Origin of the sequence: Xanthomonas sp. GW (genome assembly GCF_014236815.1) — a bacterium.
In the GTDB taxonomy this organism is placed as follows: Bacteria; Pseudomonadota; Gammaproteobacteria; order Xanthomonadales; family Xanthomonadaceae; genus Xanthomonas_A.
Genome location: NZ_CP051189.1, coordinates 884,511 through 906,675, shown reverse-complemented (window position 1 = coordinate 906,675; position 22,165 = coordinate 884,511). Strand labels below are relative to the sequence as shown.

The 22,165-nt window shown below is 69.2% G+C and carries 15 protein-coding genes; 4 read left to right on the top strand and 11 right to left on the bottom strand.

Annotated elements, in window-relative coordinates:
* Nucleotide 1 precedes the first annotated feature (1 nt).
* From rodA to HEP73_RS03865, 5 genes are all read right to left on the bottom strand, one after another.
* Entirely contained in the window at nt 2–1,120 is a 1,119-nt protein-coding gene (gene rodA, locus HEP73_RS03885) for a rod shape-determining protein RodA (RefSeq protein ID WP_185813876.1), read from the bottom strand.
* Nucleotides 1,117–3,177, bottom strand: a complete 2,061-nt coding sequence (gene mrdA, locus HEP73_RS03880) for a penicillin-binding protein 2 (protein WP_458309646.1) — start codon at nt 3,175–3,177, stop codon at nt 1,117–1,119. The genes rodA and mrdA overlap by 4 nt, the downstream gene beginning before the upstream one ends.
* Nucleotide 3,178: 1 nt before the next feature.
* Nucleotides 3,179–3,667, bottom strand: a complete 489-nt coding sequence (gene mreD / locus HEP73_RS03875) for a rod shape-determining protein MreD (protein ID WP_185822184.1) — start codon at nt 3,665–3,667, stop codon at nt 3,179–3,181.
* On the bottom strand, nt 3,664–4,800 hold the full coding sequence (mreC, locus tag HEP73_RS03870) for a rod shape-determining protein MreC (RefSeq protein ID WP_185822183.1): 1,137 nt from the start codon (nt 4,798–4,800) through the stop codon (nt 3,664–3,666). Before mreC ends, mreD begins: the two co-directional genes overlap by 4 nt.
* A 170-nt stretch (nt 4,801–4,970) precedes the next feature.
* Nucleotides 4,971–6,017: a rod shape-determining protein gene (locus HEP73_RS03865; protein ID WP_003465837.1), complete on the bottom strand. Its 1,047-nt coding sequence runs from the start codon at nt 6,015–6,017 to the stop codon at nt 4,971–4,973.
* Nucleotides 6,018–6,278: 261 nt separating this feature from the next.
* Between HEP73_RS03865 and HEP73_RS03860 the strand changes: the two genes are divergently transcribed.
* The 4 genes from HEP73_RS03860 to HEP73_RS03845 all read left to right on the top strand — a co-directional run bounded on the left by HEP73_RS03860 (nt 6,279) and on the right by HEP73_RS03845 (nt 12,187).
* On the top strand, nt 6,279–7,211 hold the full coding sequence (locus tag HEP73_RS03860) for a carbohydrate kinase family protein (protein WP_003465839.1): 933 nt from the start codon (nt 6,279–6,281) through the stop codon (nt 7,209–7,211).
* Between the two features lie 429 nt (nt 7,212–7,640).
* Nucleotides 7,641–8,168 (top strand): hypothetical protein, encoded by a 528-nt coding sequence (locus tag HEP73_RS03855; RefSeq protein ID WP_185823287.1) that lies wholly within the window; start codon nt 7,641–7,643, stop codon nt 8,166–8,168.
* A 46-nt stretch (nt 8,169–8,214) separates the two neighbouring features.
* Nucleotides 8,215–9,969, top strand: coding sequence for an XVIPCD domain-containing protein (locus HEP73_RS03850; RefSeq protein WP_185822182.1), 1,755 nt, complete (start codon nt 8,215–8,217; stop codon nt 9,967–9,969).
* Between the two features lie 232 nt (nt 9,970–10,201).
* A complete protein-coding gene (locus HEP73_RS03845; protein ID WP_185822181.1) occupies nt 10,202–12,187 on the top strand; it encodes a sigma-54-dependent Fis family transcriptional regulator in 1,986 nt (661 codons plus the stop codon).
* 745 nt (nt 12,188–12,932) lie between these two features.
* Here HEP73_RS03845 and HEP73_RS03840 read toward each other — a convergent pair.
* The 6 genes from HEP73_RS03840 to HEP73_RS03815 form a co-directional block, all read right to left on the bottom strand.
* The gene (locus HEP73_RS03840; protein ID WP_185822180.1) at nt 12,933–15,329 is read right to left on the bottom strand and encodes a TonB-dependent receptor; all 2,397 of its coding nucleotides are present in this window, start codon (nt 15,327–15,329) and stop codon (nt 12,933–12,935) included.
* Between the two features lie 15 nt (nt 15,330–15,344).
* Complete coding sequence (locus HEP73_RS03835) at nt 15,345–16,454, bottom strand: S-(hydroxymethyl)glutathione dehydrogenase/class III alcohol dehydrogenase (protein ID WP_185813881.1); 1,110 nt, start codon at nt 16,452–16,454, stop codon at nt 15,345–15,347.
* A gap of 46 nt (nt 16,455–16,500) precedes the next feature.
* The gene (locus HEP73_RS03830) at nt 16,501–17,532 is read right to left on the bottom strand and encodes a beta-propeller fold lactonase family protein (RefSeq protein WP_185822179.1); all 1,032 of its coding nucleotides are present in this window, start codon (nt 17,530–17,532) and stop codon (nt 16,501–16,503) included.
* Nucleotides 17,529–18,104, bottom strand: coding sequence for a c-type cytochrome (locus tag HEP73_RS03825; RefSeq protein ID WP_185823286.1), 576 nt, complete (start codon nt 18,102–18,104; stop codon nt 17,529–17,531). The genes HEP73_RS03830 and HEP73_RS03825 overlap by 4 nt, the downstream gene beginning before the upstream one ends.
* Nucleotides 18,105–18,181: 77 nt before the next feature.
* Nucleotides 18,182–19,942 (bottom strand): quinoprotein dehydrogenase-associated putative ABC transporter substrate-binding protein, encoded by a 1,761-nt coding sequence (locus HEP73_RS03820; protein WP_185822178.1) that lies wholly within the window; start codon nt 19,940–19,942, stop codon nt 18,182–18,184.
* Complete coding sequence (locus HEP73_RS03815) at nt 19,939–21,945, bottom strand: methanol/ethanol family PQQ-dependent dehydrogenase (RefSeq protein ID WP_185822177.1); 2,007 nt, start codon at nt 21,943–21,945, stop codon at nt 19,939–19,941. Before HEP73_RS03815 ends, HEP73_RS03820 begins: the two co-directional genes overlap by 4 nt.
* Nucleotides 21,946–22,165 lie beyond the last annotated feature (220 nt).

Genomic DNA, 22,165 nt, shown 5'->3' with positions numbered 1-22,165 from the left:
CTCAGTAGCCGTGCACCGGGCGGTGCGCCTTGACCGCCATCACCAAACCCAGCCCGGCCAGCAGCGACACCGCGGAGGTGCCGCCGTAGCTCATCAGCGGCATCGGCACGCCGACCACCGGCAGCAGCCCGGAGATCATGCCGCCGTTGACCAGCACGTAGACGAAGAACGCCAGGCCGGTGGCGCCTGCGAGCAGGCGCGAGAACGTGTCGCGCGCCTGCGCGGCGATCCACAGGCAGCGCGCGATCACCACCAGGTACAGGGTCAGCACCGTGGCCACGCCGATCCAGCCGAATTCCTCGCTGAGCACGGAGAACGCGAAGTCGGTGGTCTGCTCGGGAATGAAGTTCAGGTGCGACTGCGAACCCAGGCCCCAGCCCTTGCCGTGCAGGCCGCCGGAGCCGATCGCGATCTTGGACTGGATGATGTTCCAGCCGGCGCCGAGCGCATCGTTCTCCGGATTGAGGAACATCATGATCCGGTCCTTCTGGTACGGCCGCAGCAGCCATAGCCAGGCCACCGGCGCGGCCGCGGCGACGCCGCCCACCGCGATGCCCACCCACCACCATGGCAGCCCGGCCAGCAGCAGCACGAAGCCGCCGCTGGCGGCGATCAGCACGCCGGTGCCGAAGTCCGGCTGCAGCATGATCAGCGCGGTCGGCAGGCCGATGATCACCGCGCTGACCAGCACCGTGGGCACGCGCGGCGGCAGCGGCACGCGATGCAGGTACCAGGCCACCATCATCGGCATGCTGATCTTCAGCAGCTCGGCCGGCTGCAGGTAGAACACCTTCAGGTCCAGCCACTGCCGGCCGTACTTGCCGGTGCCCAGCGCGAACACCGCCAGCAGCGGCAGCATCGACAGCGCGTAGATCAGCGGCGTCCACGCGCGCAGGCGCAGCGCCGAAACCCGCGACAGGCCCCACATCGCCGCCGCGCCGATCGCGAAGCGCATGGCCTGGGCCAGCATCAGATGGTTGCCGCCGGCCTGGCCGCCGGCGCTCTTGAGCACCGCCAGGCCGATCACCATCAGCGCGCCCAGGGCCAGGCACATCGGCCAGTCCAGGGTGCGGGCGAAACGGCCGCCGAGATCGGCCAGCCAGCGCAGGAAATCCTTCATCGTTCGTCCGGGATCTCGTCGGGGATCGGCGGCGGCGCGGCCGGCAGCGGCACGGCGGCGGCTTCCACTTCGACCGGGCCGACCAGCACCGGGCGCTCGCCGGCGGCCAGCGCCACCGCGTCGGCGGCGCCGCGCGATCCCGGATCCTCGGCGTAGTACAGCTGGCTGCCGAATGCGGTGGCGCCGCGCAGGCTGTCCAGCGGCTCGATGCCGGCGGGCAGGCGGCCGAGCAGCCAGGCGTCGAAGATCTTGCGCGCGATCGGCGCGGCGGTACTGGCGCCGTAGCCGCCGCCTTCCACCGCCACCGCCAGCGCGATGGTCGGCTGCTCGGCCGGGGCGAAGCCCTCGAACAGCGAGCGATGGCGCAGGTGCATCGGCAGGCTGCGCGGATCCACCGCGGCCAGGCCCTTGCGGCTGACCACCTGCGCGGTGCCGGTCTTGCCGGCCATCTGGTACGGCGCGCTGACCGCGATCGCATGCCCGCTGCCGCCCGGACGCATGGTGTCCATCATGCCCTCGCGCACCGCCTGCAGGTTGCCGGGATTGTCGCTGATCGGCTTGCCCGCACCGAGCGCCACCGGCGCCCACGGCTGGTCGAATGCGCCGCGCTGGGCCATCACCAGGTGCGGGGTGCGCAGTTGACCATCGGCGATGCCGGCCACCGCGCGCACCAGCTGCAGCGGGGTCACCTTCCAGTCGCCCTGGCCGATGGCGATGTTGACGGTGTCGCCGGGATACCAGGCTTCCTTGCGGCTTTTGGCCTTGTAGGCCGGCGACGGCACGATGCCACCGATCTCGCCCATCAGGTCGATGCCGGTGGGCGCGCCGAAACCGTAGCGGTTCATGTACTGGTCGACCTTGGTGATGCCCATGTCGATGGCCAGCTTGTAGTAGTACGTATTGACCGACTGCGAGATCGACTTGCGCAGGTCGGTCCAGCCGTGCCCGCCGCGGTGCGAGTCGCCCCAGCCGCGGCTGACCCCGGGCAGGTAGAACATGCCGGTGGACAGGATCTTGTCCTCCGGCCGGCGCGTGCCGCTGTCCAGCCCGGCCAGGCCCATGAACGGCTTGATGGTCGAACCGGGCGCCACCCCGCCGAGCACCAGGCGGTTGAACTGCGGCCGCGACGGATCGCTGTTGAGCGCCTGGAAGTCGGCGTGCGAGATGCCGTTGACGAACAGGTTGGGGTCGTAGGACGGCAGGCTGACCATGGCCAGGATCTCGCCGGTGCGCGGATCGATCGCGATCGCCGCGCCCTGGTAGTCCCCGAACGCGGCGACCATCGCGCGCTGCAGGTCGGCGTCGATGGACAGGCGCAGGTCGGCGCCGGACTGCGCCGGGACCCGGCCGACGGTGCGGATCGCGCGGCCCTGCACGTTGGTCTCGACCTGCTCGTAGCCGACCTTGCCGCGCAGTTCCTCTTCGTAATAGCGCTCCAGCCCGGACTTGCCGATGTGGGTCAGCGCGGCATTGCCCTCGCCGAGCATCTCCAGGTCTTTCTCGTCGATGCGGCCGACGTAGCCGATGATGTGCGCGAACAGGTCGCCGTAGGGATAGTGGCGGGTCAGATACGGCTCCAGCTCCACGCCGGGGAAGCGCCAGCGGTCCACCGCGAAACGTGCGCGCTCCTCCTCGCTGACCCGCAGCTTCAGGGTCACCGGGCGGAAGCTGCGGCTGGCCTTGCGCGCAGCCTGGAAGCGCTCGATGTCCTCCGCCGACAGCGCGATGACCTTGCCCAGCTCGGCCAGCAGCGCGTCCATGTCCTCGACCTTGTCCGGGGTCACGTCGAGCCGGAACGCGGGCACGTTCTCGGCCAGCAGGCGGCCGTTGCGGTCGTAGATCATGCCGCGCCCCGGCACCACCGGCCGCGGCTTGATCCGGTTGGCGTCCGAGCGCGTGGCGTAGATGTCATGGTCCAGCACCTGCAGCTTGAAGTACCAGGCGCCCAGGCCGACCAGCGCCACCAGCACGCCGAAGAAGCCCAGCGCCGCGCGGCGCCGGAACTGCTCGGCCTCGGCGTGCGGGTTCTTCTGCGTGCGGCGGGTGTTCAGGGCCACGCTACTTCTTGCTCCGCCGACCCAGCCGCAGCGCGTCCAGCAGCACGAACAGCGGCGGCCACAGCGCCATGCCCAGCAGCGGCGCCCACCAGTAGTTCCACGGCAGCGTCGGCTCGCCCACCGCCAGATGCACGGCCGCGGCGACGATGCGGTCGTTGACCAGCAAGCCACCGATCGCCAGCGCCTGCTGCGACATCGGGAAGAAGCGGATGCGCGCGCGGAAGCGCTGCAGGATGAAGCTCAGGATCACCAGCCGCAGCGCCTGCTCGCCGAGCACCCCGCCGTACAGCAGGTCGGCGACCACGCCGATGGCGAAGGCGAACCCCAGCCCGACCGTGTCCGGCGTCTCGATCACCCAGTACGCCACCACCAGCGCCAGCCAGTACGGGCGCAGCGGCTGCAGCACCAGCGGCAACGGCAACAAGCCCAGCACCAGCGCCAGGATCACGCTGACCGGCAGCACCCAGCCTTTGCTGCGGGGGCGGCTCATTGCTGCGTCTCCTGTGGAGACGCCGGGATTCGGGATTCGGGATTGGGGATTGGGGAGGGCTCTGGCTGTTTGGGGGCGACGGGCGAGGCGGAGGCAGCGGGAGCGGTCGCAGGGCGCGCGGGTGGCTGCGTGGCGGCTGATCGCGGAGAGGCGAGGATTGGAGATTGGGGATTGGGGATTGGGGGGGACGCAGGCTGTCCGGGCGTGGTGGAAACCGCGGGTGCCACACGACCATTGCCACCGCCGCTGGCGCCGCTTCTATCCAATCCCAAATTCCCAATCCCCAATCCCGTTGCAGCGGCCGAAGGCCGCAGCAACAGCACATCCCGCCCCCGGTCCAGCTTCGCCGCCGGTTTCAGGTTGCCGACCAGGAAGGCGTGGGTGTCGTCCGGGCGCAGCGTCGCCACCGTGCCGACCGGGAAGCCGGCCGGGAAGCGCCCACCCAGGCCGGAGGTGACGATCTCGTCGCCGATCTCGACCCCGGCGCTGAGCGGCACGTCGCGCAGTTCCAGGGTGTCGCCGCGACCGTAGACGATCAGGCGCACGCCGTTGCGCGCCACCGTCACCGGCACCGCGTGATCGGGGTCGGTCAGCAGCAGCACGGTGGAGTGCAGCGGAGTCACCTCGATCACCTGCCCCATCAGCCCGCCGGCGTCGATCACCGCCTGGCCGACGTGCACGCCGTCGCGGCCGCCGGCGTCGAGCACCAGGCGCTGCCGGGTCGGGTCCAGGTCGATGTCCAGGATCGGCGCCAGCTGCACGTCCAGACCGCGGCGCTCGGCCACGCCCAGCAGCTCGCGCAGCTGCGCGTTGTCCAGCGCCGCGGTCTGCAGCCGGGTCAGCCGCGCCTTGGCGATCAGCAGCTCGTTGCGCAGCGTGCGGTTCTCCCTGACCAGTTGCGCATGGCTGGCGGCGTTTTCCTGCACCTGCGAGCCGAGCCGGCCCGGCAACCCGGCCAGCGCCCACAGCGGCTGCACCAGCAGGTTGGTCTGGCTGCGCAGCTGGGCCAGCCAGCCGGCCTGGGCATCGAGCACGATCAGCACCACCGCCAAGGCCAGGTACGCCAGCAGGCGCGGCGTGCTGGCGGCTTCGCCCGGGCGGGCAGTGACGGGAGGACCGGCGTAGGGAGGCACGGGCTAGAGCCGGGAAAGGAGAATCGGGAAAGGGGAATCGGAAAACGACAGCGCGCTCCCGGCTCGATCGGGCCGGGGCGCGGGCACGGTAGCGGTCGCGGAGCCGGCAATATCGGTGCGGATGGGGGGTTCGATTCCCCATTCCCCATTCCCGATTGCCGGCCTCACCATCACTCCGGCGCGAAGAACTCGTTGCCGTGCATGTCCACCAGCTCCAGCGCACGGCCGCCGCCGCGGGCCACGCAGGTCAGCGGGTCGTCGGCGACCTGCACGTGCAGGCCGGTCTCCTCGGAGATCAGCCGGTCCAGGTCGCGCAGCAGCGCGCCGCCGCCGGTGAGCACGATGCCGCGCTCGGCGACGTCGGCGCACAGTTCCGGCGGGGTCTGCTCCAGCGCCAGCTTGACCGCCGAGACGATGCCCGACAGCGGCTCGTGCAGCGCCTCGAGCACCTCGTTGGAGTTGATCTTGATCATCTTCGGCACGCCCTCGGCGAGGTTGCGGCCGGAGATCTCCATCTCCTGCACCTCTTCCTGCGGATAGGCGCAGCCGATCTGCAGCTTGATGCGCTCGGCGGTGGCCTCGCCGATCAGCATGCCGTGGTTGCGGCGCACGTAGTTGGTGATCGACTCGTCGAAGCGGTCGCCGCCGATGCGCACCGACTGCGAGTAGACGATGCCGTTCAGCGAGATTACCGCCACCTCGGTGGTGCCGCCGCCGATGTCGATGACCATCGAGCCGCGCGCCTCGGTGACCGGCATGCCGGCGCCGATCGCCGCGGCCATCGGTTCCTCGATCAGGTACACGTCACGTGCGCCGGCCTCTTCGGCCGATTCCTTGATCGCGCGGCGCTCGACCTGGGTCGAGCCGGCCGGCACGCACACCAGCACGCGCGGGCTCGGGCGTAGGAAGCGCGACTTGTGCACCTTCTTGATGAAGTGCTTCAGCATCGCCTCGGTGTAGGTGAAGTCGGCGATGACGCCGTCCTTCATCGGGCGGATGGTGGTGATGTGGCCCGGCGTGCGGCCGAGCATCTGCTTGGCCTCGGCGCCGACCGCGGCCACCGACCGGGTGCCGCCGATCGCCCGGTCCTGGCGCACCGCGACCACCGACGGTTCGTTCAGCACGATGCCCTGGCCACGCACGTAGATGAGGGTGTTGGCCGTGCCCAGATCGATGGACAGGTCGTTGGAGAACATGCCGCGGAGTTTCTTGAACATCGGGGAATTGAGTCCTGGGGAGTCGCGTGCCGTCGCCGAATGGCGAAAAAATGGGCAGAAAACGAAGTCTGCTAGCGTAACAACCCACCTGGGTGCGGGCAAGGAAAATTCTCGCTAAAACCGCGCCTTGCACACGCTCGCAGCGGCGCCGTGCATCGTGCTTCTGGCCCTGCCAGGCCGCAGCCGTTACCCTTTGCGCCGCGGCGACCCCGCGCTCTGCCCGCCTGAATGCGGGCTCATCCCTCCGCCAAGGCCTGCCCGATGTCCGCACTGATCTGTGGTTCCCTCGCTTTCGACACCATCATGGTGTTCCCGGACCAGTTCAAGAACCACATCCTGCCGGACAAGGTGCACATCCTGAACGTGTCGTTCCTGGTGCCGCGGATGCGCCGCGAGTTCGGCGGCTGCGCCGGCAACATCGCCTACAACCTGCACCTGCTGGGCGGCGATCCGATCCCGATGGGCACGGTGGGCCAGGATTTCGGCCCGTACCGCGAACATTTCGAGACCCTGGGCATCGACCTGTCGCGGGTCAAGGTGATCGAGGACCTGTTCACCCCGCAGGCGTTCATCACCACCGACCACGACAACAACCAGATCACCGCGTTCCATCCCGGCGCGATGATGCGCAGCTACGAGAACCACGTGCGCGACGTGCCGGGCGTGACCCTGGGCCTGGTCGGCCCGGACGGGCGCGAGGGCATGATCCAGAACGCCGAGGAGTTCGCCGCCGGCGGCATTCCCTTCATCTTCGATCCCGGCCAGGCGATGCCGCTGTTCAACGGCCCGGAACTGCGCACGTTCATCGAACAGGCCGACTACGTGGTGGTCAACGACTACGAGTCCAACCTGCTGCAGGAGCGCACCGGCTGGAACGAGCAGGACATCGTCTCGCGGGTGCAGGCCTACATCACCACCCAGGGCCCGAAGGGCGCGCTGGTGTACACCCCCGACAAGACCTACGACGTCCCGCCGGCGCACGAGCGCCGCGTGGTCGACCCGACCGGCTGCGGCGACGCGTTCCGCGCCGGCCTGATCTTCGGCATCGAGCGCGGCTGCGACTGGCTGACGATCGGGCGCATGGGCAATCTGATGGGCGCCTTGAAGGTCGAGCATCCCGGCACGCAGAACCAGCGCTTCGACTTCGACGAGTTCAACGACCAGTTCAAGCAGCAGTTCGGGTACGCGCTGTAAGCACAGCCCGGCACTCGCTTGCCGGGCCGCTTGCACGGGTATAGGCTCGCGGCGTTCGCGTCAGTGGAGGATGCCGTGGGAAATGCGCTTGTTCCGTTCAGCGGACGCCTGACCTCGGCGAACAACGCCGTCCGTCTTTGCCTGGCGCTGTGCATCGCCGCCTTGTGCGGATGCGGCAACTCCGGACAGGCGGCGCAGCCGCCCTCCCCGTCTGCAGCAACTCCCGCCGGCGCCGGCCATGCCACTGCCCCGGCGGCCGCTGCCGCCACCGCGCCTGCGAACACCGCGGCGGCGCCGCTGCCTGCACCCGGCCACTACGCCACCGAGCGCGGCTGGGGCCAGCTCACGATAGAACCCGATACGCAAGGCAGCTCCGGCTTCTCGTTGGAAACGCTCAATGCCGATGCCAGCTGCAGCTTCAGCGGCAAGCTGCGCGGCACCCAGGCGGCGGTGTACGACGGCGATCATCCAGGCACCTGCACCCTGGAGATCGCCAAGACCGGCGCCGGCGCCGCGATCCGTGCCGCGACCGGCAGCGAGAGCGCCTGCCGGGAGTATTGCGGCGGCAACGGCAGCTTCGAGGGCGATTACCTGCCGCTGGCGGCGGCCTGCGAACCGGCGTCCGTGCAGCGCACGCGCAAGGCGTTCCAGTCGCTCTACGACCACAAGGACTACGCGAAAGCCGAGGCGACGCTGGCGCCGCTCTACCGCAGCTGCCTGGCGACTTCCAGCTTCAGCGACGAAGGCGCGATCCGCAACGACTACGCGATCACCCAGCACAGGCTCGGCGACGATGCCGGATGCCTGCAGACACTGGCCCCCTATCGCGACGACGCCAGCCGCAGCGACGATGCCATCACCGACGGCATGAGCCCGGCCATCGTCGACGATTACCTGGGGGTGATTCGCGCCGCGCGCACCAACCTCAAACTCTGCGGCCACGGCGCGGCTGGCTAGCGCGGATCGCCGCCCCAAGGATTGCACAACGTTAAGGAGAACGGACATGGCAGACCCGAGCGACAGCACGACCGCGGCCAAACCGCAATTGAGCGATAACGAACTGAAAACGCTGGCGTATTTCGCCATCGGCGTGTCGTCCGAAGGCAGCATCGGCCCCAAGAACGTGGCTTACCACCTGTCCTTCGCCGGCACCACAGCGGACGGCAAGATGACGCCGGTGGGGAACAGCGGCTTCACCATCGGCACGCTGCAGACCGACTTCGGCGCGCACCCGGAGGTGGCCACCGACCTGGTGTCCGCCTACCAGACCTGGGCCGCCAAGCAGACGCCGAGCCTGGCGCTGTCGGAGAGCGAGAAGACCCAAACCACCACCGACCTGCAGCGCGACGGCAAGGCCATCAAGGCGGACAACAATCGCGCGCTCGACGAGACGGTGCGCGGCAACCTCAACACGTTCCTGGCCTCCGATGCCGGCGTGAGCTTTGTGCACGACCACGACCGGACGCAGGTCGAGCGCCTGCTGCGTCCGGGCGACGGCAACAAGGACCCGGGCGGCGCGCTGCACCAGCTGCAACAGACCGATCTCTACAAGAACGCCAGCCTCGACGACCAGGCCAAGTTCGCCACCGTGGTCATGAAGCTGGAGAACCAGGCGGGCAAGGGCCAGTACCCGAAGATCATCAACGGAATCAAGGACGGCAGCCTGGCCAGCGTCGACGACGTGGTGAGCAAGGTCGATGCGATGCTGCCGAACAAGATCAAGGACGGCAAGGAAGTTCCCGACTACATCGAGACCGGGGTGCATCATGCGCTCGCCGGCACCGAGGTATTCAACAAGCTGCGCGCGGCACAGCCGGGCAACCCGCTGCACGACGCGTTCAACGCGGTCGCCGCCGATCCGCTGCGCAGCCCGATCGACCTGAAGAACGACACCGCCCATCCCGACGCGCGCCACCAGTACGACGCGGTCAAGACCCTGTTCCTGCAGAACGGGCAGGCGCCGAAGCTGATCGCCGCGCTCGACCAGGACACGTCCTTCGGCTACAACCTCCAGAACAAGAGCGGCAAGGTGTCCGCGCAGTCGTCCAGCCTGTTCGGCGCGGACAACGATCTCGTGGTCTTCGACGGCAACGGCCACGGCACGGCCTTCGTCGGCGGCAAGTGGAGCGCGGTGGAACACGGCGACGTCAAGCGCGTCGGCAATGCCGACCAGAGCGTCGACCTGCAGGTGAGCAAGGACGGCAAGACAGAAACGCTGCTGCACGTGCCGACCCAGGCGCAGATGCGCGAACGGCACAACGCACAGGAAACCCCGGCCCCGGCGGAACCGGCGCCAGGGCGTTCGGCGCCGGCGAACCCGGGCGATCCCGACCACCAGAACCACACCCTGCTCAACCAGATCCGCGACGGCGTCGGCAAGATCGACAAAGACCTCGGCAAGCCGTACGACGAGGCCAGCGAGCGATTGAGCCGGGCCGCCCTGGCCGCCTGCCGGGACAATCGCGGGACGTCTGCGCACAACGACTTCCCGCTTGCGTCAAACGCGCTGGACCGCGCGGACCACGTGACGCTGGGCGACAACGGCCACCTGTTCGTCGTGCAGGGCGAGCCGCGCGATCCAGCGCACAAGCGCGCCGCGGTGAACGTCGAACTGGCGATCAGCACCCCGGTGGAGCAATCGGACCAGAAGCTGCAGGCGGCGAACCTGGCGATCGGCAAGGAACTGCAACAAGGCAGGCAAGCCGAGCTGGAACGCGGCATGGACGCGCCCACCCGCGGCGGCCCGGCGATGGCCTAGTGATGGCAGGAGCCGGACCGAGAGCGTCCCGATCACCAAGCCCGCGAGGGCAAAGGCCGCCGGCCTGCTTGCGCGGCGGCCTTGCCCCCACGGCTGCGCTCCTGGCCCGACCCCGCCAATCCCTAATCCCGAATCCCCAATCCCGGCTTTTGCTGCACTGCGGTTTGAGCCCCGGCCCGGTTTGTGCGTCACTGCCGTTCTGGTCCCGGGTGAGGACCCGAGGATGCGCCACGTGTCGGAGCTGACTGTCGCCAACCTCCTGCAGGCCACGGCCGGAGCGCCGTCCGCTGCCGAGGCGGAATCCGCGTTGCTGGCGCGGATGCGCCGTTTCCGCCAGATCGAACCGCTGCCGCCGGCGCTGGCGCGCTCGTGGCAGCGCTGCATGGACGAGCACGGACTGAGCCCGGATGCCCCCCCTTCGCCGATGGTCCACGACGGCAACGGGCTGCGCGAGCGCCAGCAGCGGCTCGAGGAAGTGCTGCGCATCGCCAAGGTGGAGATGGAGAACCTCTACGAGCAGATCGCCGGCGGCGGCTATGCGGTGGTGTTCGCCGACGCCGAGGCGACCTTGCTGCACAGCGTGCAGGACCCGGCGCTGCTGCGCGAATTCCGCGAGACCGGGCTGTTCTGCGGCGCCAGCTGGGCCGAGCGCTACCAGGGCACCAACGGCATCGGTACCTGCGCGGTGGAACGCAGCGCGCTCGGCGTGCACCGCGGCGAGCACTACCTGGTCCGGCATCTGCCGCTGTCGTGCAGCGGCGCGCCGATCCTCGACCCGCATGGACAATTGCTGGCGGTGCTGGATGCGTCCACGCCGGACGCGCGCGACACCAAGCTGGTGCAGCGCCATACCAGTGCGCTGGTGCGCATGTCGGCGGCGCAGATCGCGCGTTCGTATTTCCTGGAGCAGTACCGGCACGCGTGGATCCTGCGCTTCCACAGCCGCCCGGAGTTCGCCGGCCTGCTGCACGAGGCGCTGATGGCGATCGGCGCCGACGGCTGCGTGCTGGCCGTCAACGAGGCGGCGCTGGAACAGCTCGGCAAGGGCGACCGCAGCCTGCTGGTCGGGCGCGACATCTCGCAGGTGATGCAGCTGGACTTCGACACCGTGGAGCAGCGCGCGCGCAACGATGCCAGCACGCTGTGGTCGATCCGCTGCGCCTGCCACGGGCGCCGCTTCTTCGCCCTGGCGCAGCCGCCGCGCCGCGACGCGGCCGCCGGCCGCGCGCGTGCCGCCAGCGCCGACAGTGGCGAGGCTGCCTATTCCCGCGAACACGTCGGCTCCGATCCGCGCATGCGCCACAACCTGGACAACGCGTTGAAGCTGGCCGCGCATCGCGTGTCGATCCTGCTGTGCGGCGCCACCGGCACCGGCAAGGAAGAGTTCGCCAAGGCGGTACACCGTGGCTCGCCGTGGGCGGCGCGGTCGTTCGTGGCGGTGAACTGCGCGGCGATCCCCGAGGCGCTGATCGAGAGCGAACTGTTCGGCTACGCGCGCGGCGCGTTCACCGACGCGGCGCGCGAAGGCCGCCACGGCAAGCTGCTGCAGGCCAGCGGCGGCACCCTGTTCCTGGACGAGATCGGCGACATGCCGCTGCCGCTGCAGACGCGGCTGCTGCGCGTGCTGGAAGAACAGAGCGTGACCCCGCTGGGCAGCGACCGGGCGATGCCGCTGGAACTGCACGTGATCAGCGCCAGCCACCGCGACCTGATGCAGATGGTGGCCGCCGGCGAGTTCCGCGAGGACCTGTACTACCGCCTCAATGGCGTGGTGCTGCACCTGCCGCCGCTGCGCGAACGCAGCGACAAGGCCGAACTGATCCGCACCCTGCTGCGCGAGGAGAGCGGCGAGCACCACGTGCGCATCAGCGAAGACGCGCTGCACAAGCTGCTCAGCTACGCCTGGCCGGGCAACCTGCGGCAACTGCGCAACGTGCTGCGCACCGCTGCGGTGCTGTGCGCCGACGGCATGATCCGCATCTCCAACCTGCCGCAGGAAATCGTCGACGCCGACAGCGGCCCGTGCCTGGTCAACGGCGATGCGGTCGCCGCCGACGACATGCCCGGCCGCGTGGCCTTGGACAGCGCCGAACGCAGCGTGCTGCAGCAGCAATTGGAACGGCATCGCTGGAACGTCAGCCGCACCGCCGACGCGCTCGGCATCAGCCGCAACACCCTGTACCGCAAGCTGCGCAAGCATGGGTTGGCGACGGCTTGAGTGCGGAGGCGAAGCTGTTCGGTCACGCCATCTTCTGCATCCCACTTCCTGTAGGAGCGGCTTCAGCCGCGACCCCAAAGCCGGATACAGGTCGGCTTCGGGGTCGCGGCTGAAGCCGCTCCTACAAACAACCATCGCGTGATGCAGCGATGCCGCTGTTTTAGTAGGAGATTCAGTCCCGACTGCTACCGAGGCCTGCAAATTCCCGGCTCCGGTGTCGCGACTGAAGTCGCTCCCACAAAGAAGCAGTCGTCTGCTACGGCGATGCTCATCGGCGCTGCTTTCTTAGGAGCAACTTAAGTTCCGAGTGCTGTCGAAGCCGGATGCCTTCCGGCCTCGGTGTCGCGGCTGAAGCCGCTCCTACAAACAACCATCGCGTGATGCAGCGATGTATCCGCGACGCTATTGTGCGAGCAGCTTCAGCCCCGACTGCTGTCGAAGCCTGAAAATTCCGGCTCCGGTGTCGCGACTGAAGTCGCTCCCACAAGAAGTCGCTCCCTCGACAAGCCTTGGCCCGATGCGGCATTGCATGAGCGCAGGTCTGCTCTCGTGTTCAACGCAACAATCATATCGACGGCGATCTGCACGGCTTTTGTGGGAGGGACTTCAGTCCCGACTCTTCCCGAAGTCGGCCATCTTCCGGATTCGGTCGCGGCTGAAGCCGCTCCTACAAAAATCAGGTGCCTGGTGTCGGCGGCGCCGCAGCGCACTGCACTGCACTGCACTGCACAGTTTACCGGCCACCCTAGAACCGCCAGCGCAAACCGACCTGGTATTGCCGTGGCGCGCCGGGTGCGACGAAGCGCGAGGCGCCGTCTTCGACCGCGGCGTCCTGCGGGCGCGCCAACGCGCCGTCCGGGAACAGGTCTTCGGCGACTGCCGCATAGGTCTCGTAGCGGCGATCGAACAGGTTGTTGACGCGCAGGTACAGCGACAGGCCGTCGGCGATCTGCCAGGTGCCGTGCACGTCGATCAACGCGTAGCCGCCGGTGGACAGGTCGTGGCGCACCGCGTCTTCGCCGTCCTCGGGATCCTCGACCAGGCCGTCCTCGTTGCCGCTGGCCACGCGCCGCGAGATCGCGCGCAGGTCCGCGCCCAGCGCCAGTTGCGCCAGCGCCTGCCACTCCAGGCCCAGCTTCAGCGTGTTGCGCGGCAGGCCTGCGATGCGCATGCCCGGATGCAGTTCGATGGTGCGCTCGCCGGACAGCAGTTCGCCGTCGCTGCGGTAGGTCGCGTCCAGGTAGCTGTAGGCGGCGAACCAGCGCAGCGCGCCGCTGCTGGCGCGCCAGCTCAGGTCCGCGCCCTGGTAGCGGGTGCGATCGACGTTGTCGAAGTAGCCCAGCTGGGTGTTCGGCGCCCGCAGGAACAGGATGTCGTTGCGGTTGTCGGCGCGGTACAGCGAGGCGTTGAAGGCCTGCTCCGGCGACGGATTCCAGCGCACGCCGACTTCGTAGGTGCGCGAGACGATCTGCTCCAGGCGCGGGTCGGCCTGCAGCCCGGTCGGCAGCCGGCACGGCTGTTCCGGGTCGGCGCAGCCCAGTTCGATCGCGGTCGGCGCGCGGCTGTTCTGCGAGGCCGAGGCGAAGGCGGTGAAGCCGCCGCCCAGGCGCTGGGTGATGCCCAGCGACGGATTGGCCTTGGCGAACACGAAGCGCTCGCGCGGCAATGCGCCGTCCTCGGCGGTGGACAGCACGTTGCTGACCTCGACCCGGTTCCAACGCAGCGCGCCGGTCACGTGGGTGGCCTCGCTCACTTCCCAGGTGTCGGCGGCGAACACGCCCAGCGTGCTGCTGCGGCCGCTGACCCCGGAAAAGAAGGCGCGCTCCTCGTCGGGATCGGCGACGACGGCGCGGTCGTCCTCCACGAAGCCCTCCTGTGCGTACTGCCGGTAGCGCACCCGGTTGCGGTCGTAGGTGGCGCCGAGGCTGAGCGCATGCGCGCCGGCCTGGCGGCTGAAGTTCAGCGCCACGCCCTCGGCGTGCTGGCGCATCTGCGTGGTGTTGAGCACGCCGCTGTGCAAGGCGTCGGCATCGGCGCGCGACACGGCGCAATCGTCGTCCAGCGGCGTGCCGTCGGCGGCGTAGCCGTCGGCGCAGTCCTCGACGAATTCCTCGTAGTCCTCGTTGATGTCGCCGTTGACGGTGTCGCGGCGGCCGTCGCGGTAGTAGGCCAGCAGGTGCAGCGACGTATCCGCGTCGAAGCGGTGGTCCACTTGCGCGGTCAGCAAGGTGTTGCGGTTGCGGGTCATATCCGGCGAGGTGTAGACCGCGTCGCGGTCGGCCTCGTACAGGCCAGACTCGATGCCGTCGTCGGTGTAGCGGCTGCTGGGCAGCAGGCCGTTGCCGATCAGGCGGCTGCGCCCGTGCAGCAGCGATACGTCCCAGTCGGTATTGTCGCCTTGCTTGCCCACTTTGCCGAACACGGTACCGAGGCGTCCTTCGGAGGCATCGCGCCAGCCGTCCTCGTCGAAGCCGGTGACCGCGACGAAGGCGTGCAGGCCATCGCGGCCGGCGTAGCCGTAGGAGGCATCCAGGCGCTTGCGCGCGCCGCTGCCGAACGACAGATCCGCGCGCAGGCCCGGCGCGGTCAGGCCGGATTGGGTGGTGAACGCCAGCGCGCCGCCGAGCGTGTTCGGCCCGAACAGCGGGTTGGAGCCGGGCATCAGCGCGACGCTGCGGATCGCCGCCTCCGGCATCATGTCCCAGCTGACGATGTCGGCGAACGGCTCGTTCATGCGCACCCCGTCCAAGTACACCGACACGCCCTGCGAGGCACCCGGCAACGCCGAAGCGCGGAAGCCGCGGAAGGTGAGATCGGTCTGGAACGGGCTGCCCTGCACCTCGTTGGTGTCCACGCCGTTCATCTGCCGCAGCATGAAATCGGTGAGGTTGCCGGCCTGGCTGCGCGCGATGTCGTCGGCGTTGGCGGTCTGCACCGTGTACGGCAGGTGGTCGGCATCGATCAGGGTGCCGGGAATCGGCGTGGCGGTGACCTCGACCCGGTCCAGCGCGGTGATCTGCGCATCGCCGGCATTGACCGTGGTCTGCGCGGCGGCCGGCGCGGCGGCCAGGGCCATGACGATGGCGGCGGCCAGTCCGTGCGCGTGCGCCTGCCCGATACCGCGTCCTTTGCTGCTAACCATGCGTGCTCCTTGATGTCAGTACAGTACGACCGATTTGATGCCCCTGCCCTCGCGGATCGCATCGAAGGCGCGGTTGATGTCCTGCAGCGGCAGCGTCTCGCTGATGAGTTCGTCGATGCGGATCTCGCCGGCCAGGTAGCGCTCGGCATAGGCCGGCAGTTCGCTGCGGCCCTTGACCCCGCCGAACGCGCTGCCGCGCCAGGCGCGGCCGGTGACCAGTTGCAGCGGCCGCGTGCTGATCTCCTGCGCGCTCGGCGCCACGCCCAGGATGATGCTTTCGCCCCAGCCCTTGTGGCAGCACTCCAGCGCCGCGCGCATCGCGCGCACGTCGCCGACGCACTCGAAGCTGTGGTCGGCGCCGCCGTCGGTGAGATCGACGATCACCTGCTGCACCGGCGCGCCGAAGTCCTTCGGATCCAGGCAGTCGGTGGCGCCCAACGCGCGCGCCAGCTCGAACTTGTCGCGGTTGATGTCGACCACGATGATGCGCCCGGCGCGCGCCATCACCGCGCCCTGCACCACCGACAGGCCGATGCCGCCGAGCCCGAACACCGCCACGCTGTCGCCGGGCCGCACCCGCGCGGTGTTGAGCACCGCGCCGATGCCGGTGGTGATGGTGCAGCCGAGCAGGCACACCTTGTCCAGCGGCGCGGAGGGATGGATCTTGGCCACCGCGATCTCCGGCAGCACGGTGTACTCGGCGAAGGTGCTGGTGCCCATGTAGTGCAGGATCGGCCGCCCGCGCAGCGAGAAGCGGCTGCTGCCGTCGGGCATCAGCCCGCGGTCCTGGCTGGCGCGGATCGCCTGGCACAGATTGGTGCGCCCGGAGCGACAGAACTTGCACACGCCGCATTCGGGCATGTACAGCGGGATCACATGATCGCCGGGGCGCACGCTGGTGACGCCGATGCCGACTTCCTCGACCACGCCGGCGCCTTCCTGGCCAAGGATCACCGGGAACGCGGCATCCGGATCGGCGCCGGACAGGGTGCTGGCGTCGCTGTGGCACACGCCGCTGGCGACCAGGCGCACCAGCACCTCGCCGGCCTTGGGCGGTTGCAGATCCACTTCCTCGATGGCCAGCGGTTGGTTCGCCGCCCAGGCGACCGCGGCTCGCGTCTTCATTCCCCTCTCCCCGCATCCTCTCGCTGTGCCGCATGCGCTCCTCGCCTCACTGCGCGATGACCACACCCCAGGGCATGTCGCCCACTGCGATCTGCTTGATCTCCTTCATGGCGCTGGTGTCGATGACGCTCACGCTGTTGGAGCGGCCGTTGGCCACGTACAGCTTCTTGCCGTCGGCGCTGAGCGCCGGATTCCACGGGCGCTGCCCGACCGGGATCTCGGCCAGGCTGGCGCGCGCGGCCGGGTCGATCACGCTGACCGTGCCGGCGCCGCCGTTGGAGGCGTAGACGCGGCTGCCGTCCCGCGAAATGGCGATGCCGGCGGTACGCTGCCCGGCCGGAATGCTGGCCACGCGCCGGCGTGCGACCAGGTCGATCACATCGACCACGCTGGCCGCTTCCTGCGCCACGTATACGGTGTTGCCGTCGGGGGCGAACGCCATGCCGCGCGGATGGCCGCTGGTGGCGATGACGCCGGTGGATTTGCCCGCCTTCAGGTCGATCACGTCCAGATCGTTGGAACCTTCGTTGCTGGTCAGCAGCAGCGCGCCGTCGGGGCTGTACACGCAGTGCTCCGGCGCCTGCCCTTGGGTGGCGATGCGCGCACCGATCGCGAAGCTGGTCGGATCGATCAGCATCACCTGGTTCTGCCCTTCCACGCATACCGCGAACTGGCGGCCGTCCGGCGACGCGGCGATACCCTCGGCGTTCTCACCGATGTCCACGCTGCGCAGCACCCGGTCCTGCACCGTATCCAGTTCCAGCAGCCGGTGGCCTTGCGCGTCGATCACGTACAGATGCCCGGACGGTCCGGGCAGGAGCTGCTGCAGGCGCTTGCCGAGTTGGCCCTGCGCGGACAGCGTGCGCAGCACCGCGTCGGTGCCGGTGTCGATCACCGAGATGGTGCCGGCACGCTGGTTGGGCACGTACGCCAGCGCCGCTGCCGGCGTGGCGGATGGCTTGGCGGTGGCGTTCGCATCCGCGGCACCGGCAGGCGCCGCCGCGCGCTGGCAGGCCGCACCGGCCAGCAGCAGCGCCAGCGCAGCGGTGCCCAACGTGCGGCGTGCGCCTGGGGTCATGGAGCCGCGCCCGCGGTCTTGTTGATCGAGTGGATGAAGGCCAGCAGCTTTTCGGTGTCGCCGTCCTTGAGCACCGGCGCGAACGGCGGCATCTGCCCGACCACCTTCTCGTGGCCGACGCGGACCTTGCCGTGCGCGGTCATGCCGGCGGTGCCTTCGCTGATCAGCGTGCGCAGCGTATCGTCGTCGTGGCCGTAGACCCAGATGTCGTTGGTCAGCGGCGGGCACATGCCGCCACCGCCGGTGCCGCCGTGGCAGGCGCTGCAGCCGGCGGACAGGAAAATCTTCTTGCCTTCGGCGGCGAGCTCCGGCGTCACCTTCACCGGCGGGCCTTTCGGAATCGGAGTGACCGCGGCCGGCGGCGGGGTCGCAGCGGCGGCGGCCGGCGCAGCCGCCGGGGCGGCGCTGGGCGCAGGTGCGGCCGCGGGGGCCGTCGATGGAGCGGCAGGCGCGGCAGCAGGGGCGGAAGGCGGTGCATCCTTGCCGCAGGCGGCCAGGGCCAGGGTCAACGCGAACAGGGACAGGTGCAGCAGCTTCGGGACGACGGAACGGCGGACGACGGCATTGCGCATGGGAAAAGAACCTTTGCGGGACGGACTGTGGGGACGTGAATGCCGCGGCTGCGGCGCGAGCAGGTAAGGCGTGGCGGTCATTGCGTGCGTCGGTGTTCGGCCTCCGTGAGCAGTTGCGCCAGCGACGCATCGCCACGCTGTTGCGCCAGTGCCGCCGGCGTCTTGCCGTCGGCGTCACGGGTGGCCGCGTTGGCACCGGCGGCGAGCAGGCGTCGACTGGCATCCGCGCGGCCGGCGGCGGCGGCCAGCATCAGCGGGGTGACGCCGGCGCGGTTGGGCCGGTCGGCCTCGGCACCGCGCGCCAGCAAGGCGTCCAGCATCTGCGGATCGTTGCGCGCCACCGCGAACATTACCGGGGTGAAGCCGGCCGGATTGCTGCGGCGCACGTTGGCGCCAGCGCCGAGCAGCACCTGCACGAGCTCGATATCGGCATAGGAGATCGCCAGATCCAGCGCGGTCCAGCCATCCTTGGATACCGCATCGACCTTGGCCCGGCGCGCAAGCAGCAGCTTGGCGCTCTGCGCGTCGTTGCCCCAGGCCGCCTTCATCAATGGCGTCCAGCCGCTGCTGCCGTCGCGGCTTTCCACGTTGGCGCCGGCCGCCAGCAACTCGCCGACCAGGGTCGGCGCCTGGTTGCGGATCGCCTGGTGCAGCGGCGGCTCGCCCAGCAGGTTGGGCCGGTCGGCGCTGGCGCCGTGGCGCAGCAGCCAGGCCACGCGCACGCCATCGCCGGCGTCCAGCGCATGCGCCAGTTCCTGGTTGGGGTCGGCACCGCCGGCGATGCGCAGCTGCAGTTGCGCCAGCATCTCCGAAGAGGCCTGCGCACTCGGCGTCGTGGTGTCGTCGCCCGGCGTGTCGTAGCTGCCGTGCGAGCGCAAATCGCCGTTGACGATGCAGTCGGCGCAGGCCACCAACGGCACGTGGTATTCGCGCAGGATCGCGCCGATCTTGCCGGCGCTGCGCTGCATCGCCGTGTTCAGCGCATCGCGCAGATCGGCATTCTTGCGCGACACCGCCCACGCCATCGAATACTCCAGCACCTCGTCGTCGATGACGTTCAGCGGCACCACGCCCATGCCGCCGCGCGCGGCGTAATAGCCGGCGACCGGGCCCCAGGATTCGGCGGCGTCGAGCTGCCCGCCGGCGACGCGTTCGGCCAGCTTGCCCGGGTGGTCCTGCGGCGAGGTCGCCGAGTCGTAGAACAGGTATTGCACATCGCCGGACACGCCGTGGTCGAACAGCGCCTGCCGCGCCGGCGAACTCTGGAACACGCCGATCTTGAGTTTCTTCAGCGCCGGATCGTCCAACGAGGCCGGCTGCAACGCCAGGCCCTTGCGGGTCACCAGCACATAGGTTGAGCGGTACAGCGGCTGCGTGGGCAAGCCCATCTCGAAATCGCTGTTCATGTCCATCAGCACGTCGCAACGCCCGGCGTTGATCGTGCTGCGCGCCAACCCACGTTGATAGTAGGTGCGCCATTCGTATTCCAGGCGCCGGCCCATCGCCTCGGCGAGGACCTGCGCGATCTTGTTCTGGAAGCCTTCGCCGGCGCGATTGGACAACGGCATGTTGCCCGGATCGGCGCAGACCCGCAGCACCGCCGCATCGGCGGCGAGCGCGGGGGCGGGCACGGTGCCCGCCGCTGGTTTGGCGGCCGCGCTGGAGGCGGCCTCAGGAACGCGAGCCGTCGCGGACGACGGCTCGCGCGTGCAACCTGCGGCGACGAGTCCGAGGCTGCAAAGCAACACCACGGCGCGCGCGCCCCGATACCAGCGCCGCCGGGCGACCGCCTCCCCCGGGCGGTCGCTCGCGACATGGACGCGTCGCCGCCGGCTCATCGCGCGGTCTTGGCCGCGGCGGCCGGTGCGCCACCCGCCGCAGCGGTGGCGCTGGCGGTGACGGTCTTGCCGGCGCCGTCGATGCGGAAGGTATGCACCATGCCGCCCAACGGGATCTTGTCGAAGCCGTTGCTGAAGGCCAGACCCGCCGCACCCAGCGCGCCGTACGGATCGCCCGGATCCAGGCCGCCGGCGACCGGCAGGCCGATCCAGCCGCCGATGCCGGAGAACACCGCCACGTACTGGTGGCCGTTGGCCTTGTAGGCGATTGGGTTGCCGATGATGCCGGACGGCAGCTTCATCTCCCACAGCTTCTTGCCGGTGTCCTTGTCCACCGCGCGGAACCAGCCGTCGAGCGTGCCGTAGAACACCAGCCCGCCGTCGGTGACCAGGGTGCCGCTCCACACCGGGAACTTCTCCTTGATCTCCCACTTGGACTTGCCTTCGACCACGTCGAACGCCTTGACGATGCCCAGCGCGCCGGGTTCGTTCGGCTTCATCATCACGTTGGCGAACACGTACGGCAGGCCCATCATGGTGTTGCCGCGTTCCTGCGGTTCCAGTTCCATGTGCCAGTTGTTGGTGCCGCAGAAGAACACCGCCGAATTGGCCGGATCCACCGAGCACGGCTGCTGGTCCTTACCGCCCATCGCCGACGGGAACGCCTCGACCTTCTTGCCGCGCTCCAGCGGCGAATGCGCGGCGACCTTGATCGGGCGGCCGGTCTTCATGTCGATGCTCTCGGCCCAGTTGGCCGGCACGAACTTGTGCGCGCGCAGCAGCGTGCCGTCGCGACGGTCGAGCACATAGGCGAAGCCGTTGCGATCGAACTGCACGACCGACGGCACCTGCTTGCCGTCGATGGTCAGGTCGACCAGGATCGGCTCGTTGATGCCGTCGTAGTCCCACTGGTCGAACGGCGTCTTCTGGTAGCCCCACACCGCTTCGCCGGTCTCGATCTTGCGCGCGAACAGGGTCATCGACCACTTGTTGTCGTATTCGCCGGTATCGCATTCCTTCTGCGTGGTCTTGCCGCAGCGGTACGACGGACTCCACAGGCCGGGGTTACCGGTGCCGTAGTAGAGGAGTTTCAGTTTCGGGTCGTAGCTGTACCAGCCCCACGCCGCGCCGCCACCGCGCTTCCAGCCTTCCTCCGGGAAGGTCTTCACGCCAAGGTCGCCGAGCTGGCCGTGCTGCGGATTGGCCTTGTTGAAATCCGGCCCCAGGCAGATGTCCTTGTCGGTGCCGGTCGCTTCGCACGACCAGGCCTGCTTGCCGTCGCCGAGCGCATACGCGGCGACGCGGCCGCGCACGCCGAATTCGTTGCCGCTGATGCCGGCGATGACCTTGCCGTCGGCGATGATCGGCGCCATGGTGATGGTCTCGCCCTTTTCAGGATAGGCGAGCTTCTGCTTCCACACTTCCTTGCCGGTCTTGGCATCGAGCGCGATCACGTCGCCGCTGAGGCTACCGAACACCAGCTTGCCGTCGGCATAGGACGCACCGCGGTTGACCGTGTCGCAGCACGCTACCGCCACCGAGCGCTCGTCCTGCTGCGGGGTGTATTTCCACAGCACCTTGCCGCCGTCGTCCTGCGCCGCCAGGTCGATCGCGAACACATTGTTCGGATACGCGCTGACCATGTACATGATGCTGCCGATCACCAGCGGCTGGCCTTCGTGGCCGCGGGTGGCGTCGGTCTTCATCTCCCACGACATCTTCAGGTTCTTGACGTTGTCGCGGTTGATCTCGGCCAGCGGGCTGTGCCGGTTCAGGCCGAAGTCGCGCCCGATGCCGCCCCAGTTGTCGGGATTGGCGGCGTTGGTGGCGAACTCGCTATCGGTATCGGCCACCGCGGCCGGCGCGGCAGCGGCCGGTTGCTGCGCAGCGGCCGGCGCGGCCGGCGCCGCGGTTTCTTCCTGCTTCTTGCAACCCGCCAGCACCAGCGCGGTTGCCAGCGCGAGCAGCGTCCAGGCACGGGTACGACATGGATGACTGTGCATCGTTCTACTCCCCTCGTTGAAGAGCCGTGCGCTTACCGTCGAACGGCCTGCGCGGCGGGATGTGGAAACATCGCGAGTGAGAGAGCAATCAACGTGCCAGCGCGCTGCTGCAGTGCGCCATCGTTGAGCCACAAGCATCGGCCGCGGCATGGGCAGAGCCGCGCCCCTGCCGAGCGGCCGCGCTGTATCGGAAACGGCACACTTTGCGCCACCGGCCTGT

Coding starts and splice junctions, on each gene's coding strand:
- HEP73_RS03820 (WP_185822178.1), bottom strand. CDS start 19,942: ATGAGCCGGCGGCGACGCGTCCATGTCGCGAGCGACCGCCCGGGGGAG.
- HEP73_RS03830 (WP_185822179.1), bottom strand. CDS start 17,532: ATGACCCCAGGCGCACGCCGCACGTTGGGCACCGCTGCGCTGGCGCTG.
- HEP73_RS03865 (WP_003465837.1), bottom strand. CDS start 6,017: ATGTTCAAGAAACTCCGCGGCATGTTCTCCAACGACCTGTCCATCGAT.
- rodA (WP_185813876.1), bottom strand. CDS start 1,120: ATGAAGGATTTCCTGCGCTGGCTGGCCGATCTCGGCGGCCGTTTCGCC.
- HEP73_RS03850 (WP_185822182.1), top strand. CDS start 8,215: ATGGCAGACCCGAGCGACAGCACGACCGCGGCCAAACCGCAATTGAGC.
- HEP73_RS03860 (WP_003465839.1), top strand. CDS start 6,279: ATGTCCGCACTGATCTGTGGTTCCCTCGCTTTCGACACCATCATGGTG.
- HEP73_RS03815 (WP_185822177.1), bottom strand. CDS start 21,945: ATGCACAGTCATCCATGTCGTACCCGTGCCTGGACGCTGCTCGCGCTG.
- HEP73_RS03825 (WP_185823286.1), bottom strand. CDS start 18,104: ATGCGCAATGCCGTCGTCCGCCGTTCCGTCGTCCCGAAGCTGCTGCAC.
- HEP73_RS03835 (WP_185813881.1), bottom strand. CDS start 16,454: ATGAAGACGCGAGCCGCGGTCGCCTGGGCGGCGAACCAACCGCTGGCC.
- mreD (WP_185822184.1), bottom strand. CDS start 3,667: ATGAGCCGCCCCCGCAGCAAAGGCTGGGTGCTGCCGGTCAGCGTGATC.
- HEP73_RS03840 (WP_185822180.1), bottom strand. CDS start 15,329: ATGGTTAGCAGCAAAGGACGCGGTATCGGGCAGGCGCACGCGCACGGA.